This is a genomic window from Streptomyces sp. NPDC048514 (assembly GCF_043199955.1).
GTDB lineage: Bacteria > Actinomycetota > Actinomycetes > Streptomycetales > Streptomycetaceae > Streptomyces.
In genome coordinates this window covers 649,924-664,711 of sequence record NZ_JBICWT010000001.1, presented here as the reverse complement: position 1 = coordinate 664,711, position 14,788 = coordinate 649,924, and the positions used below count along the sequence as shown (strand labels likewise).

Annotated in this window: 14 protein-coding genes and 2 pseudogenes; 9 read left to right on the top strand and 7 right to left on the bottom strand. The window is 71.7% G+C overall.

The features are described from left to right. Positions 1-22 precede the first annotated feature (22 nt). From ACGFT2_RS02885 to ACGFT2_RS02875, 3 genes and pseudogenes are all read left to right on the top strand, one after another. Positions 23-994: an LLM class F420-dependent oxidoreductase gene (locus ACGFT2_RS02885; protein WP_393272807.1), complete on the top strand. Its 972-nt coding sequence runs from the start codon at positions 23-25 to the stop codon at positions 992-994. A 289-nt stretch (positions 995-1,283) separates the two neighbouring features. Next, complete coding sequence (locus ACGFT2_RS02880) at positions 1,284-1,712, top strand: SsgA family sporulation/cell division regulator (RefSeq protein WP_393272805.1); 429 nt, start codon at positions 1,284-1,286, stop codon at positions 1,710-1,712. Positions 1,713-1,748: 36 nt separating this feature from the next. Further along, a pseudogene (locus ACGFT2_RS02875) lies at positions 1,749-2,409 on the top strand (DUF2238 domain-containing protein); the annotation flags it as partial. 45 nt (positions 2,410-2,454) lie between these two features. Here the strand turns inward: ACGFT2_RS02875 and ACGFT2_RS02870 are convergent. Together ACGFT2_RS02870 and ACGFT2_RS02865 are read right to left on the bottom strand one after the other, a co-directional pair. Next, entirely contained in the window at positions 2,455-2,958 is a 504-nt protein-coding gene (locus tag ACGFT2_RS02870; RefSeq protein ID WP_393272803.1) for a DUF6328 family protein, read from the bottom strand. A 56-nt stretch (positions 2,959-3,014) separates the two neighbouring features. Beyond that, a complete protein-coding gene (locus tag ACGFT2_RS02865) occupies positions 3,015-3,998 on the bottom strand; it encodes an aldo/keto reductase (RefSeq protein ID WP_393272801.1) in 984 nt (327 codons plus the stop codon). A 127-nt stretch (positions 3,999-4,125) separates the two neighbouring features. On the opposite strand from ACGFT2_RS02865, the gene ACGFT2_RS02860 reads away from it, so the two are divergent. Continuing rightward, positions 4,126-4,335, top strand: a complete 210-nt coding sequence (locus ACGFT2_RS02860; protein ID WP_393272799.1) for a cholesterol oxidase substrate-binding domain-containing protein — start codon at positions 4,126-4,128, stop codon at positions 4,333-4,335. 1 nt (position 4,336) lies between these two features. Here the strand turns inward: ACGFT2_RS02860 and ACGFT2_RS02855 are convergent, their stop codons facing one another. The 3 genes from ACGFT2_RS02855 to ACGFT2_RS02845 form a co-directional block, all read right to left on the bottom strand. Beyond that, positions 4,337-5,050 (bottom strand): TetR family transcriptional regulator, encoded by a 714-nt coding sequence (locus ACGFT2_RS02855; RefSeq protein ID WP_393272797.1) that lies wholly within the window; start codon positions 5,048-5,050, stop codon positions 4,337-4,339. Between the two features lie 5 nt (positions 5,051-5,055). Further along, positions 5,056-6,549: an MFS transporter gene (locus tag ACGFT2_RS02850; protein ID WP_393272795.1), complete on the bottom strand. Its 1,494-nt coding sequence runs from the start codon at positions 6,547-6,549 to the stop codon at positions 5,056-5,058. Between the two features lie 118 nt (positions 6,550-6,667). Next, the gene (locus tag ACGFT2_RS02845; protein ID WP_393272919.1) at positions 6,668-7,867 is read right to left on the bottom strand and encodes an FAD-dependent monooxygenase; all 1,200 of its coding nucleotides are present in this window, start codon (positions 7,865-7,867) and stop codon (positions 6,668-6,670) included. A gap of 338 nt (positions 7,868-8,205) precedes the next feature. On the opposite strand from ACGFT2_RS02845, the gene ACGFT2_RS02840 reads away from it, so the two are divergent. Continuing rightward, complete coding sequence (locus ACGFT2_RS02840; protein ID WP_393272793.1) at positions 8,206-8,622, top strand: tyrosinase cofactor; 417 nt, start codon at positions 8,206-8,208, stop codon at positions 8,620-8,622. 34 nt (positions 8,623-8,656) lie between these two features. Further along, on the top strand, positions 8,657-9,478 hold the full coding sequence (locus ACGFT2_RS02835; protein ID WP_393272791.1) for a tyrosinase family protein: 822 nt from the start codon (positions 8,657-8,659) through the stop codon (positions 9,476-9,478). Here ACGFT2_RS02835 and ACGFT2_RS02830 read toward each other — a convergent pair whose 3' ends face one another. Beyond that, a complete protein-coding gene (locus tag ACGFT2_RS02830) occupies positions 9,479-10,177 on the bottom strand; it encodes a ribonuclease H (RefSeq protein ID WP_393272789.1) in 699 nt (232 codons plus the stop codon). 34 nt (positions 10,178-10,211) lie between these two features. Further along, positions 10,212-11,006, bottom strand: a complete 795-nt coding sequence (locus ACGFT2_RS02825; protein ID WP_393272787.1) for a VOC family protein — start codon at positions 11,004-11,006, stop codon at positions 10,212-10,214. 304 nt (positions 11,007-11,310) lie between these two features. Here ACGFT2_RS02825 and ACGFT2_RS02820 point away from each other — a divergent pair, with 304 nt between their 5' ends. The 3 genes and pseudogenes from ACGFT2_RS02820 to ACGFT2_RS02810 all read left to right on the top strand — a co-directional run bounded on the left by ACGFT2_RS02820 (position 11,311) and on the right by ACGFT2_RS02810 (position 14,778). Further along, positions 11,311-12,753: a family 2B encapsulin nanocompartment shell protein gene (locus tag ACGFT2_RS02820; RefSeq protein WP_393272785.1), complete on the top strand. Its 1,443-nt coding sequence runs from the start codon at positions 11,311-11,313 to the stop codon at positions 12,751-12,753. 7 nt (positions 12,754-12,760) lie between these two features. After that, a pseudogene (locus ACGFT2_RS02815) lies at positions 12,761-13,852 on the top strand (family 2 encapsulin nanocompartment cargo protein terpene cyclase); the annotation flags it as partial. 47 nt (positions 13,853-13,899) lie between these two features. After that, the gene (locus tag ACGFT2_RS02810; RefSeq protein ID WP_393272783.1) at positions 13,900-14,778 is read left to right on the top strand and encodes a geranyl diphosphate 2-C-methyltransferase; all 879 of its coding nucleotides are present in this window, start codon (positions 13,900-13,902) and stop codon (positions 14,776-14,778) included. Positions 14,779-14,788: the final 10 nt, after the last annotated feature.

The window sequence follows — 14,788 nt, the reverse complement described above, 5'->3', positions numbered from 1 at the left end:
CCGACCCGGGGACTCGCTTCTTATGGTGCAAATCGGATACACGATGATGACCGAACAGGCCGGGCCCCGGGACCTGGTGGACCACGTGGTGCAGGCCGAGGAGGCCGGCTTCGACTTCTCGGTGATCTCGGACCACTACTTTCCGTGGCTGCGCGCCCAGGGGCACGCCCCGTACGCGTGGAGCGTGCTGGGCGCCGCCGCCCAGGCCACCTCGCGGATTCCGCTGATGACCTATGTGACGTGCCCGCTCCTGCGCTATCACCCGGCGGTGGTGGCGCAGAAGGCGGCCACCATGCAGCTGCTGTCGGAAGGCCGGTTCCGGCTCGGCCTCGGAGCCGGCGAGAGCCTGAACGAGCACGTCGTGGGCGGCGGCTGGCCGCCCGTGGACGTACGGCACGAGATGCTCGAAGAGGCGGTGCAGATCATCCGCGGGCTGTTCGAGGGCGGCCACGTCACCCACCACGGCCAGCACTACGACGTGGAGTCGGCGCGCCTGTGGGACCTGCCGGACGAGGCCCCGCCGATCGGCATCGCCGTCTCGGGCGAGCAGTCCTGCAAGCTCGCCGGTCATCTCGCCGACCTCGTCGTCGCCACCGAGCCCAAGGCGGGCCTGCTCGAGGCCTTCGACCGCCACGGCGGCACGGGTAAGCCGCGGGTCGGCCAGCTGCCGGTGTGCTACGACCCCGACCGGGACACCGCGATCAAGCGCGCCCACTCCCAGTTCCGCTGGTTCGGGCTCGGCTGGAAGGTGAACGCCGAACTGCCGCACCCGGACTCCTTCGAGGCCGCGACGCAGTTCGTGACCGAGGACGACGTCGCCGCCTCCATCCCCTGCGGGGACGATCCGGACGCCTTCGTGGAGGCGGTGCGGCCCTATGCCGAGGCCGGGTTCGGGGAGGTCGCGCTCGTGCAGATCGGCGGCGAGACACAGCCGGAGTACCTGGACTGGTCGGCGAAGACCCTGCTGCCCGCGCTGCGGGAGGCGTTCGGCTGACGGCCCCTCCCCTCCCGGGGGACCGCCCTCCGGACCCCGCGAGACGTGTCGTCCGGACCTCGGGAGACGCGCCGTCCGGACCTCGGGAGACGCGCCGTCCGGACCCCGCGAGACGTGCCGTCCGGACCTCGGGAGACGCACCGTCCGGGCCACGGTGGCGGCAGGGGCGCCGGAGCGTGCCTGCCGCCGCGTCGCGGGGAGCCCACGCGAATCATTCGCTCGGATGAGCATTGCGGGCAGGACGGGGGTACTAGAGGGCTCTACGCCGACTGCTCCCGGAGGCCCTCGCGTGAACTCGTTCGTGCACAAGACGCTGGTGGTAGAGCTTCGCGCGGGAAGCACCGAACGGTGTCCCGTGCTCGCCCATCTCAGCTACGACGCCGCGGACCCGTTCGCCGTCACCGCCGTCTTCGGCCACGACGGCCATGTGCTGGCCCGCTGGCGGCTGGACCGGCAGATGCTCTCCGACGGCCTGACCAGGCCGGTCGGCGTCGGCGACGTCCGGGTGCGGCCGACCGGCACCGGGATGCTGCACGAACTGCGCCTGGAGTTCTTCGGCGAGCACCGGTCCGACGGCAGCCGGCATCACGCGGTGGTGTTCGCCTGGGCGCCCGCGGTCGCGGCGTTCCTCCGGGACACCTATCAGGTCATCGCACCGGGACGGGAGAGCGTCCCGGTCGACGAGTTCCTCGCGGAAATCCTCTCCGGCGCTGAGTAGCCGTACTCATGCAAGCCCGCCCGGCCCGGCGCCACGATGAGGCTCCCACGACGCCCCGAGGCAAGGAGCCCCGCCGTGACCGCAGTGCACTCCGCCCCGCATGCCGCGACTCGCCGCGTGCCGCCCGCCGTGTTCGCCGGGGTCGTCGCCCTCGGACTCACGCTGTCCGCCTGGGGCGCCCGGGACCGCACGACCTGGTTCCTGGAGACGTGCTGGGTGCTGGCGGGCCTGCCCCTGGTGGTGCTGCTGTGGCGGCGCTTCCCGCTGACGGGCCTGCTGTGCGGGCTGCTGGCCGTGCACGCGCTGGTCCTGGCGGTGGGCGGCCACTACACCTACGCGCAGGTCCCGGCGGGCGACTGGGTGCGGGACGCCTTCGGCCTCGACCGCAATCCCTACGACCGCTTCGGGCACCTCGTGCAGGGCTTCGTGCCGGCCGTCCTGGTCCGCGAACTGCTCAGCCGTACCTCGCCGTTGCGCGGCAGCCGCTGGCTGGCGCCGCTCACCGTCTGCGCCTGTCTGGCCTTCAGCGCCTGCTTCGAGCTGCTGGAGTGGCTGGCGGCCGAGATCGGCGGGCACGGCGCGGACGCGTTCCTCGCCACTCAGGGCGATGTGTGGGACACCCAGTGGGACATGTTCTGCGCCCTGATCGGGGCCGTACTCTCCGTGCTGCTGCTCGGCCGGGTCCACGACGGCAGCTACGGGCGCTGGAGGGCAACACCCCGGCCCGTGACGGCCGGTGACGTCATCCGGCCGAGTCGTCCGACCGGGCCGAGTGCCTGCGGCGGGCCCACAGGGGCAGGCCGTACCAGCAGAAGAGGTACCAGGCGACGACGCCGGCCACCAGGTAGGGCACATAGCCGTCGTGCGTGGCCACCCGGAGGATCAGCAGCAGGGCGGACGTCATCGTGACGAGCAGCAGGACCAGTCCGACGAACGTCAGCCGCGACGCCAGCTTGACCGCCTGCGGCTTGACCCGGCGGCCGGCGACCAGCCGGTGCAGGGACACGGGACCGATCAGGGCGCCGGTGGCGCAGGCGCCGAGGACGACGGTCACGATGTAGATGACCTGGTCGACGGTGGCGAGCTGGGCGTACTTGGGCTGGAAGACCACCGTCAGCAGGAAGCCGAACAGGATCTGCACGCCCGTCTGGGCGACGCGGACCTCCTGGATGAGTTCACCCCACATCCGGTCGGCCCGCTCATCCTCGGTCTCGTTGCGCCCTCTGTACCGGCCTTCCTCCGTCATGCGGTTGCGTGTAACCGTCACGTCGTCCGTTCAAACGGCGCGCGTCCGTGCGGCGCCTACCAGCGGTGCTCGACGTGGGCCTTGATCCGGCGGTCGTACAGTTCCCGGATCGCGGCGGAGGTCTCCGCCGGCAGCGGGGGCAGCTTGCCCGCGGCCGCGTTCGCGCGTGCCTGCCGCGTGTTGCGTGCGCCGGGGATCACCGTGGTCACCCCGTCCTGCTCGATGATCCAGCGCAGCGCCAGCTGGGCCGCTGTGCAGTCGTCGGGAGCGAGTGCGGCGAACTCGGCGGCCGCCTCGACACCGGTCTCGTAGTCGACGCCGGAGAAGGTCTCGCCCTGGTCGAAGGCCTCACCGTGCCGGTTGAAGGTCCGGTGGTCGTCCGCCGCGAACACCGTGTCCCGGTCGTATTTCCCGGACAGCAGGCCGGAGGCGAGCGGCACCCGCGCGATGATGCCGACTCCGGCCTCGCGGGCGGCGGGCAGCACCTCGCGCAGGGGCTTCATCCGGAACGGGTTGAGGATGATCTGGACGCTCGCCACGTTCGGCCGGGCGATCGCGGTCAGCGCCTGCGCACAGGTCTCCACGCTCACCCCGTACGCCGCGACGCGCTCCTCCTCCACGAGGGTGTCCAGGGCGTCGAACACCTCGTCCGAGGAGTACACGGGGGTGGGCGGGCAGTGCAGCTGCACGAGGTCGACGCGGTCGACGCCGAGGTTGCGGCGCGAGCGGTCGTTCCAGGCGCGGAAGTTGTCCAGGACGTAGTTCTCCGGGAGCTGCTCGACCCGGCGGCCCATCTTGGTGGCCACCAGCACATGCAGGTCGGGCCGGCCGCGCAGGAGCGCGGCGATGGTCTCCTCGCTGCGCCCGTCGCCGTACACGTCGGCGGTGTCGAAGAAGGTGACACCCGATTCGGCGGCCGCCTCCAGGACGGAGAGGGCCTCCTTGTCGTCGACCTCGCCCCAGTCGGCGCCCAGCTGCCAGGTGCCGAGGCCGACCACCGACGCCCACTGGCCCGATCTGCCCATCACGCGTTCGTCCATGGCGGTCAGTGTGTCATTCGGCGCGCGTTCCGCGGAGCGGACCGCTCCGGTGCGCGACCGATGCTTTTCCACCCCCCCCTGGAGCGGTTCCTTATGGGCACCTACGGCTGCGGGTGCGGCCTGGCCCGTGTGGAGGTGGTCCAAGGGCTGGGCGTGCACGGAGGACGCGGCCTGGAGCGATCCGGAGGTGCTGCCGGCCGCCGTGCCCGGCTCGTTCGAGGCGGGCGTGTGGGAGGAGGCCGTGGCGACCCTGAACCGGCTGGACCCGCACCGGGTGTCCACGAACGGCTTCCTCGACCGCCTCCCGAGCGGGCCGGACCCGGCCACCGGCGGGTGACTCAGCCGACGGGCGTCAACTGCGCCTGCACGAGGGGCCCGTAGCGGTCGGCGATGACGTCGATGTCCGTCTCCCGCAGGTGCGGGCCACGCGCGATGCCGTACATGACGCCGAGACCGACGAGGGCGGCGACGGCGAGTTCGGCGCGCAGTCCCGCGTCGGGGCCGGTCAGCCGGTCGGCGAGCCGTTCGGTCACCTGGGCGCGGAAGTTGGCGCGCAGGATGTCGCCGTGGTCGCCGTGCAGCGGCGCGAAGGCGATGCGCAGCAGCGGATCGGCGCCCTGCCCGCGCTGGCTGGACAGGACGTAGCGGACCATGTGCCGGCCGAGTGCGGCCGGCGGGGCGTCCAGCAGGGCGTCCGCGTCCGTGTCGAAGGACATCACACGGGCGAACAGGGCGTCCTTGCTGCCGAAGTACTTGAGGACCAACGGCGGGCTGACGCCGGCCCGTTCGGCGACCGCCTTGAGGGTGATGTCGGCGTGTGCGTGCCGGGCCAGGAGGTGGCGGGCCGCCTTGAGGATGACGGCCTTGGTGGCCTCGGCGTCACGGCGTGCGGGGGCGTGCGCCGCGGAGACGGGCGGCGTGGGGGTGGGCGGCGGAGAGGCGAGGGGCGCGGGGGTGGCCGCTCCGGACGCCGGCGGCGCGGGGGTGGCCGCTCCGGACGCCGGCGGCGCGGGGGTGGCCGCGGATCGAGGGGTGCGGGGTGCGGTGCTCACGTTGCTCAGGCCCCCTCCATGGCCTCGTCGCGGGCGCCCCGGCCGGCGCCCCGGGCGCGCCGGGTGCCGCCGGAGGGGGCGTCGCCGGGGATGGACAGCGCCGCCGCACAGGCCGCGAGCGCGACGGCCCCCGCCATCGCGAAGGCGAGCAGATAACCGTGCAGGGTGGGTATGGGAACCCCGGCCACGGGGCTGCTGTGGTGGACCAGGACGACGGCCACGGCAGCGCTGGAGACGGCCTGGCCGATGGTGCGCATGAGGACGTTGACGCCGTTGGCGGAGGCGGTCTGCCCGGCCGGGACGGCGCGCAGGATCAGCGTCGGCAGCGCCGAGTAGGCGAGGGTGGTGCCGGTGGCGACGACGGTGGCGCCCAGGATGATCATCCACAGGTCGCGGCTGTCGGCGATGCGCAGGGCGTAGCCGCAGGCGATGACGGCGGCGCCGACGGCGAGGGTGATCCGCGGCCCGCGGGCGGCGGAGATACGGGCCGACAGCGGGGAGAACAGCAGCATGGTGACGCCGCCGGGCAGCAGGCACATTCCGGTGGCGACGATGGACAGGCCGAGTCCGTAGCCGGTGGCCTCGGGGGCCTGCACCAGCTGGGCGGTGACCAGGGTGTTGGCGTAGAAGGCGAACCCGGTGAGCAGGGCGGCCACGTGGGACAGCCCGACCCGCGGCCGGGTGACCAGGCGCAGGTCGACGAGCGGCCGTTCGACGCGCAGCTGCTGCCACCACCACAGGGCGAGGACCACCGCGGCCGCGGCGAACAGCCCGAGGACCCGCCCGCTGCCCCAGCCCCAGGTACCGCCCTGGGAGACGCCCAGCAGCAGGCAGACGAGTCCGGCGGCCAGGCCCAGCGCGCCGAGGACGTCGAAGCGGCCGGGCTCCCGCACCGGGGACTCCTTGACGGCCCACCAGGTGGCCGTCACACCGAGCGCGCCCAGGGCACCGGTCAGCCAGAACATGGTGTGCCAGTCGGCGTACTGCACGACCAGTGCGGCGAGGGGCAGGCCGAGGGCGGCCCCGATGCCGACGGTGGAACTCATCAGCGCCACGGCCGATCCCCGGCGTTCCGGGGGGAGTTCGTCGCGCAGGATGCTGATGGACAGCGGGACGACGGAGGCGGCGGCGCCCTGCAGCGCACGGGCGGCGATGAGCACGCGGATGTCGGAGGACAGGGCGCACATCACCGACCCGAGGGTCATGAGGGCGAGCGACGCCGTGAGGACCCGGCGTTTGCCGTACATGTCGCCGGCCCGGCCGAGCACGGGGGTGAGGACGGCGCCGGAGAGCAGGGTCGCGGTGACCATCCACGAGACGGTTGCGGCGGAGGCGCCGGTGAGCCGGGGCAGGTCCGGCAGGAGCGGGACGACCACGGTCTGCATGACCGCCATGAGGATGCCGCCCGACGCCAGCACCGGGATGGTGAGCCGGTCCCGCAGCGGAGGCGTGGGGGCCGGGGTGCCGGGCGGCCGGGGTATCGGGCTTGCGGGGTCCATCGGCGCTCCTGCGGACGGCGCGGCTGCGAGGTGAATAGGAATTCACCCTATCGGGTGAATGGTCATTCACCAACGCGTCCGCATCCGGCGCCCGGCCGCGCCGGGTCGGGCGAGCAGGTCAGTCCCGGCGGGCGGCCGACCGGGCGTGCAGGGCCCGGGCCGCCCGCGGCCCGAGCCAGCGCTTGAGCCTGCGCAGCACCTCCAGCTGCCCGGCCGCCTTGTCGAGGCCGTAGTACAGCTGCGGCGGGACGTACGGCAGCAGCGGCGAGTGGCGCTGGCCGAGCAGCGCGAACATCCGGTGCGGGGGGAGGTGGATGTAGCGGGGCAGGTTCTCGTACCACCGGGCGCTGTAGCGGGCGGCGCTCTGCACGGACAGCAGCTCGGCCTGGCGCCGGCGCTGGTAGGCGGCGAGGGCGTCGGCCGTGCCGCCGGGGTGCTCGCGCAGGGTGCCGGCGAGGCACATGGCGTCCTCCAGGGCGAGGGTGGTGCCGGCGCCGATGGAGTAGTGGGTGGTGTGGGCCGCGTCGCCGAGCAGGACCAGGTTGCCGTGGTGCCAGGCGCGGTTGGTGAGAGTGCGGAAGTTCAGCCAGCCGGCCGCGCCGCGGGCGATGAGGGGGTGGCCGTCGAGGATGCCGGCGAAGAGCTTCTCCAGCAGGGCGAGCCCCTCGCCCTCGTCCGCCCGGTCCAGCCCGAGGCCGGTGAAGGTCTCCGGGGAGCACTCGACGACGCACGTGCTGTGTCCGTCGCCGTACCCGTAGCCGTAGGCCCAGATCCAGCCGTGCCCGGTCTCGGTGAAGGCGAAGGTGAAGGCGTCGAAGACCTTGGTCGTGCCGAGCCAGACGTAGCGGTTGCGGCCGGTGGTGATCCGGGTGCCGAACCGCTCGTCGTACCGGCCGCGCAGGGTGCTGTGCACGCCGTCGGCCGCGACGACGAGGTCCGCGCCGGCCGGCGGTTCGGTGATCTCGCTCTCGTACTCCAGGCGGACGCCGAGATCGCCGGCGCGGTCGGCGAGCAGGCCGAGCAGCCGGTGGCGTCCGATACCGAAGCCCTCGTCACTGTGCCGGCGGGTCGCCAGGTCGCCGACGTGCGCGACACCCTCGCTCCAGCACACCGAGTGCTCCTCGATCGCCCGGGCCGACTCGGGGTCGTGCTGCTGGAGCCTGTCGAGGAGGCCGCGCCAGTACGTCACGCCCCAGCCGTAGGTCGATCCCCGCGGGTTGCGTTCGTGGACGGTGATGTCGTGGGAGGGGTCCTGCCGCTTCAGCAGGATGGCGAGATACAGGCCCGCGGGCCCTCCACCGACACAGACGACCTTCACCGCACACGCCCCTACAGTCACCCGAAGTGATCGTTCGACCTCGCAGGGTAGCAGGGTGCGGGACCGCCCGATCGCGCCAGTTTGCCGTGGTGAGCCGCGCCACTCGGACGGGTGGGTCAGGAGAAAGATCACCGGAAACGGGGGCGGTACGGCAAGGAATTGCCCCTTCCGGGTCGGACCGGCCCGACGCCGCAACAAGATCATCTTGATTCAACACTGTATGACATGTGGTTAATTGTCCGGATCACGGCCAACCGGTTCGAAGGAATTTCCCGCGTTCCCGGACCCCCGGATAGGCATGCGTCGTCACCACCGGAACACCCTCCAGGAGGACCCGCATGCCCGACATCACCCGGCGCCGCGCACTCACCGCGGCGGCCGCGCTCGCCGCGACGGCCTCGGCCGCCGCCGTCGCCGCCCCGCACGCCCTGGCCGCCGCCGGCACCTCGGCCGGCGGCACCTCGGCCGCCGGCCACGACCACACGGCGATGCCGGAGACCTTCGACTTCGACGAGGTCTACAAGGGCCGTCGAATACAGGGCCGCCCGTCGGCCGGAGGCGGTCACCACCACGAACACGGCGGCGGATACGCGGTGTTCGTGGACGGGGTGCAGCTGCACGTGATGCAGAACGCCGACGGCAGCTGGATCAGCGTCGTCAGCCACTACGACCCGGTGCCCACCCCGCGCGCCGCCGCCCGCGCCGCGGTGAACGAGCTGCAGGGCGCGCCGCTGCTGCCGTTCCCCGCCAACTGACCGCCCCCGCAAGGACTACGGAGCACCGCGCACCATGACCGTTCGCAAGAACCAGGCCGCCCTGACCACCGGCGAGAAGAAGAAGTTCACGGACGCCGTGATCGAGCTGAAGCGCAGCGGACGCTACGACGAATTCGTCCGCACGCACAACGAGTTCATCATGGCGGACACCGACAACGGTGAGCGGACCGGGCACCGCTCACCGTCCTTCTTGCCCTGGCACCGCAGATTCCTGCTCGACTTCGAGGAGGCGCTGCAGTCGGTGGACTCCTCGGTTGCCCTGCCGTACTGGGACTGGAGCACCGACCGCACGGTCCGCGCCTCGCTGTGGGGGCCGGACTTCCTGGGCGGCACCGGGCGCAGTTCGGACGGCCGGGTGATGGACGGCCCGTTCGCCGCGTCCACCGGGAACTGGCCGATCAACGTGCGGGTGGACGGCCGTACGTTCCTGCGCCGCTCGCTCGGTACGGGCGTGCGTGAGCTGCCGACGCGGGCGGAGGTGGAGTCGGTGCTGTCGATGGCCACGTACGACATGGCGCCGTACAACAGCGCCTCGGACGGCTTCCGCAACCACCTGGAGGGCTGGCGCGGGGTCAATCTGCACAACCGGGTCCACGTGTGGGTCGGCGGGCAGATGGGCACGGGCGTCTCTCCCAACGACCCGGTGTTCTGGCTGCACCACGCCTACGTCGACAAGCTGTGGGCCGAGTGGCAGCGCCGGCACCCGGGCGCCGGGTACGTGCCCACGGGCGGCACCCCGGACGTCGTCGACCTGAACGACACGATGAAGCCGTGGAACGACGTGCGTCCGGCGCAGATGCTGGACCACACGAAGCACTACACGTTCGACGTCTGATCAGGCCTCGGCGGTACGGCACTCCGGGTGGCCCCAGCCCTGCGCGTTCTTGGCGATGGACTCGCCGGCCGCGTAGGAGCGGCCGCACGGGCAGCGGCCGGGGAACTTGGCCTTGAGGGTGCGCGAGGACGCCCCGCCGCCGGTGCGGCGGGGCGCCTTCTTGCGCGGTGCCCCGGACGCCTTGGGGGTGTCGGGCGACGGCGGCGGCTCGGCGGATCCGAGGGCGCTGCCGGCCGCCTCCTGGACGGTGGCCGCCTGGCTGGCGGCACGGTCGGCGAAGTCGTTCAGCGGGTCGCCGTCGACCTGGTGGGCCGGTACGTAGCGGAACTCGACGGAACGGCCGTCGAGGAGTCCGTCGATGCGGACCACCAGGTCCTGATTGGCGACCGGCTTACCGGCGGCCGTCTTCCAGCCGTTGCGCTTCCAGCCGGGCAGCCAGGTGGTGACGGCCTTCATGGCGTACTGGGAGTCCATCCGGATCTCCAGCGGCACGTCGGGCTCGACGGCCGCCAGCAGCCGCTCCAGGGCGGTCAGTTCGGCGACGTTGTTGGTGGCCCGGCCGAGCGGGCCCGACTCCCAGCGGCCCGGGGTCCGCTCGTCGCCCTCGCAGACCACCCATGCCCATCCGGCCGGTCCGGGGTTACCCTTCGAAGCCCCGTCGCACGCGGCCACCACACGTTCACGCATACGCTCGATCATGCCATGACCGCGCCCGGCGGCGGTCCGGGCCCGGTCAGACGTCCCTGACCTGGGGCATCTCCCCCTCGGTCGCCGTGATGTCGATCACCGAGAAGTTCGCGCCCTGCGGGTCGCTGAGTGCCGCGAACCGGCCGAAGGGGCTGCTCATCGGACCGAAGCGGAGGATGCCGCCGAGCTTGACGGCCCGGGCGACGGCCTCGTCGCAGTCGTCCACCGTGAAGTAGACGTTGACGTAGGAGGGCACCTCGGGCGGGAAGTCCTCCGTCATCCGCATCCGGCCGAGGACCGTGTCCTCGCCGATGTCGAACATGCGGAAGTCCACGGCGTGGTCCTCGATCTCCTTCATCCGGTAGGGGAAGACGGCGGAGAGGAAGGCGTCGGTCTGCTCGGGCTCGCGGGTGAAGACCTCCGCCCAGCAGTAGGCCCCCGGCGTCGCCGTCGCCTCGAAGCCCTCGTGGGTGCCGGCCTGCCACACCCCGAAGACCGCTCCGCTGGGCTCACGGGCCAGGCACATGGTGCCGAAGTCTCCGACCTGCATCGGCTCCATCAGCACCTCGCCGCCGTTCTCCCGGATCCGCGCCGCGGCGGCGGCCGCGTCCGGCGAGGCGAGGTACAGGCACCACTGCGACTGCCCCTCCTGGCCGGGCATCGGCGGCACGACGGCGGCCACCGCCTTGCCGTCCACGTAGGCCTGCGTGTAGTTGCCGTACTCCGACGAGGAGTCGCCGAAGGTCCAGCCGAGGACGTCGCCGTAGAAGCGCTTCGCTCCCTCGACGTCGCTGAACATCGCATCGGCCCAACAGGGCGTTCCTTCGGGTTGCACAGCCATGGTCCGGGCCCTCTCGATCAGCTGGTCTGTCCCGGTACATCACGCTAGCCACCCAGCGGTGGGCCCGCGCGCCGAAGCGGTCCGGAGCCAAACCCGGGGCCGGCCAGGGCACGGGGGCGAGCGACCGGCGCGCGATCACCCCAAACGCCACAGAACGCTCTCGACTGCATGTTTACACCACTTGGTGATCAGAACCGCCCCTTTCACGCGGTACCCACACATCACGCCTCCTGTTTGGCTGGTGCGCGCACCGCACCACCGACCGATCCGCACCGCCCCTGTCCGCTTCTTCGCAGGAGGGAACGTGTCCACTCCGGACATCGCCACCGGCCCCGCAGTCGACGAACCCGACCCCGTGCATCCGGCCGACGGGCAGCTCACCAGCCTGAGCACCCGGGCGGCCCGCCAGCTCACCACCACCACCAAGTCCGAACCCCAGATGCAGGCCATCACCTCGCGATGGCTGCTGAAAACACTGCCGTGGGTCGGCGTCAAGGGCGGCGCCTACCGCGTCAACCGCCGCCTCCAGCTGCGCACCGGCCGCGGGCGGGTGCACTTCGAGCAGAACGGCGCCGACGACATCCGGGTCATCCCCGAGACGCTGACCGAGCTGCCGATCCTGCGCGGCTATCCCGACACCGACGTGCTGCGGGAGATCGCGAGCCGTTTCCGGCCCCGGGAGGTGAGCGCCGGCCAGGTGCTGTTCGAGGCGGGCCAGCCGGTCACCGAGGCCTATCTCGTCGTCCACGGCCGGTTCACCCGCTACACCGCGGGCAAGTACGGCGAGGAGGAGATCATCGGCGTCGTCACCGACGGCGACCAGATGGGGGACGAGGCGGTCGGCCAGTCCGATCCGCTCTGGCTGACCTCGGTACGGGCCGAGACCGCCGGTGTGGTGCTGGCGCTGCCCTGGACCGCGGTGCAGGAGATCACCGGGCGGGCGCCGTCCCTCACCACCCACCTCGAGGCCTACGTCGAGCGGCACCGCAGGCCGATGAACCGCAAGGGCGAGGCGGAGGTCCCCGTCCAGGCCGGCCATGTGGGCGAACCGGAGCTGCAGGGCGGGTTCGTCGACTACGACCTCTCCCCGCGCGAGTACGAACTGTCCCTGACCCAGACCGTGCTGCGGGTGCACACCAGGATCGCCGACCTCTACAACGACCCGATGGACCAGACCGCCCAGCAACTCCGGCTCACCGTGGAGGAGGTCCGCGAGCGCCAGGAGTGGGAGCTGGTCAACAACCGCGAGTTCGGGCTGCTGCACAACGTCGACCACGGCCAGCGGATCAGTTCCTTCACGGGACCGCCGACCCCGGACGACATGGACGAGCTGCTGGCGATGCGGCGCAAGACCAAGGTGTTCCTCGCCCATCCGAAGGCGATCTCGGCCTTCTTCCGGCAGTGCAACAAGCGGGGCCTGGTACCGGGCACCGCGAGTGTCGACGGACACGAGGTGCCCGCCTGGCGGGGGGTGCCGATCCTCCCGTGCGGCAAGATCCCGATCACCGGCCACCACACCAGCAGCATCATCGCGCTGCGCACCGGTGAGGCCGACCAGGGCGTCGTCGGCCTCTACCAGACGGGCATCCCGGAGGAGTACCAGCCGGGCCTGAACGTCCGCTTCATGGGCATCGACGGCGCCGCGATCGTCAACTACCTCGTCACGGCCTACTACTCACTGGCCATCCTCGTCCCCGACGCGGCGGGGATCCTCGAGGACGTCCAGGTCGGCCGGACGGCCGAGTGACGGCCCGGAGCACGACATGAGCGCATCGAACACTTCCTACACACTGCCCGGACCGCCGGACATCGCCCGCAGCCTGCGCCGGGAGCGGCGCACCGGGGTGATCCCCGGCCTGCACCACCAGCCGGCCGCTCCCGCCGATCCCGGGAAGGCGGCCGAGATCGACCGCCGGCTGGAGACCTGGGCCCGCGGCCTCGACCTGTTCCCGCAGGCCTGGACGGGCGACTTCTCCGGTTTCCAGTTCGGCCGGGCCGTCGTGCTGCAGCATCCCGGCGCCCTCGACCTGGAAAGGCTGACGGTCGCCGGCCAGCTGCTGCTCGCCGAGAACGTCGTCGACTCCTGCTACTGCGAGGAGGACGAGGGCCGGGGCGGAGCGCGCCGCGGCCTCGGCGGCCGGCTGATCATGGCCCAGTCGGCGATCGACCCGTACCACGGCATCCCGGAGCTGGAGGAGGAGTGGCGTGCCGGCATGCGGGCCGACGGTCCGTTGCGCTCGTACCACTTCGCCCTCGCCGACTACGCCGGCTTCGCCACCCCCAGCCAGACCGACCGGTTCGTGCACGACATCGCCCGGCTCCACCTGGGCTACCTGGCGGAGGCCGCCTGGGCCGAGACCCGGTACGTGCCGCGGGTCTGGGAGTACCTGGTGATGCGGCAGTTCAACAACTTCCGCCCCTGTCTGTCGATCGTCGACGCCGTGGACGGCTACGAACTGCCCGAGCCGGTCTACGCCCGTCCCGAGATCCAGCGGATCACCGCCCTGGCCTGCAACGCGACCACCATCGTCAACGACCTCTACTCCTTCACCAAGGAGCTGGCGAGCGACCCGGACCACCTGAACCTGCCACAGGTCGTCGCCGCCGCCGAACGGTGCGGGCTGAAGGCCGCCTATCTGAAGTCCGTCGAGATCCACAACCGGATCATGGAGGCCTTCGAGGAGCAGTCGGCCCTGCTGTCCGCCACCTCGCCGCTCGTCGAGCGCTATGCCCCGGGCATAGCGCTCGTCGAGCGCTATGCCCGGGGGCTCGCCGCCTGGGTGTCCGGCAACCACGAGTGGCACGCCACCAACACCCACCGCTACCACCTGCCCGACTACTGGTGAGAAGCCGAGTGTCAGTGAAACGCCGTCAGCACCACGAGGAGCCACCTTTGACCAGCGCCCCCGTCGCCCCGTCCTTGACCGCGTCGGTACCGGCCCAGTCGACGTACCAGAGCCGCATCGCGGACTACTGGAACGCCGAGGAGAACCCGGTCAACCTCGAACTCGGAAAGATCGACGACCTGTACCACCACCACTACGGCATCGGCGCGGCGGACGTGTCGGTGCTCGACGAGCCCGACCCCCGAGTGCGCCGGGAGCGGATCACCACCGAACTGCACCGGCTGGAGCACGCCCAGGCCGAACTGCTCGCCGCCCGGCTCGGCCCGCTCTCCCCCGACGACCGCGTCTTCGACGCCGGCTGCGGCCGCGGCGGCGGCAGCGTCGTGGCGCACCTTCACTACGGCTGCCACGCCGACGGCGTCACCCTCTCCGCGAAGCAGGCCGAGTTCGCCAACGGGCAGGCCCGCAGCCGGGGCATCGACGACAAGGTGCGCTACCACCACCGCAACATGCTCGGCACCGGGTTCACCACGGGCGCGTACGCGGCGTCGTGGAACAACGAGTCCACCATGTACGTCGAACTGGACCTGCTGTTCGCCGAGCACGCCCGGCTGCTGCGTCGCGGCGGGCGGTACGTGGTGATCACCGGCTGCTACAACGACACCTACGGGCAGGCCTCCCGCGAGGTGTCGCTGATCAACGCCCACTACATCTGCGACATCCATCCGCGCTCGGAGTACTTCCGGGCGATGGCCCGCAACCGGCTGGTCCCGGTGCACGTCGAGGATCTGACGCAGTCCACCATCCCGTACTGGGAGCTGCGCAAGGAGGCGGACCACCTGGTCACGGGTATCGAGGACACCTTCCTGTCCGCATACCGCAACGGCAGCTTCCAGTACCTGCTGATCGTGGCCGACCGGGTCTGAACGAGGCGAA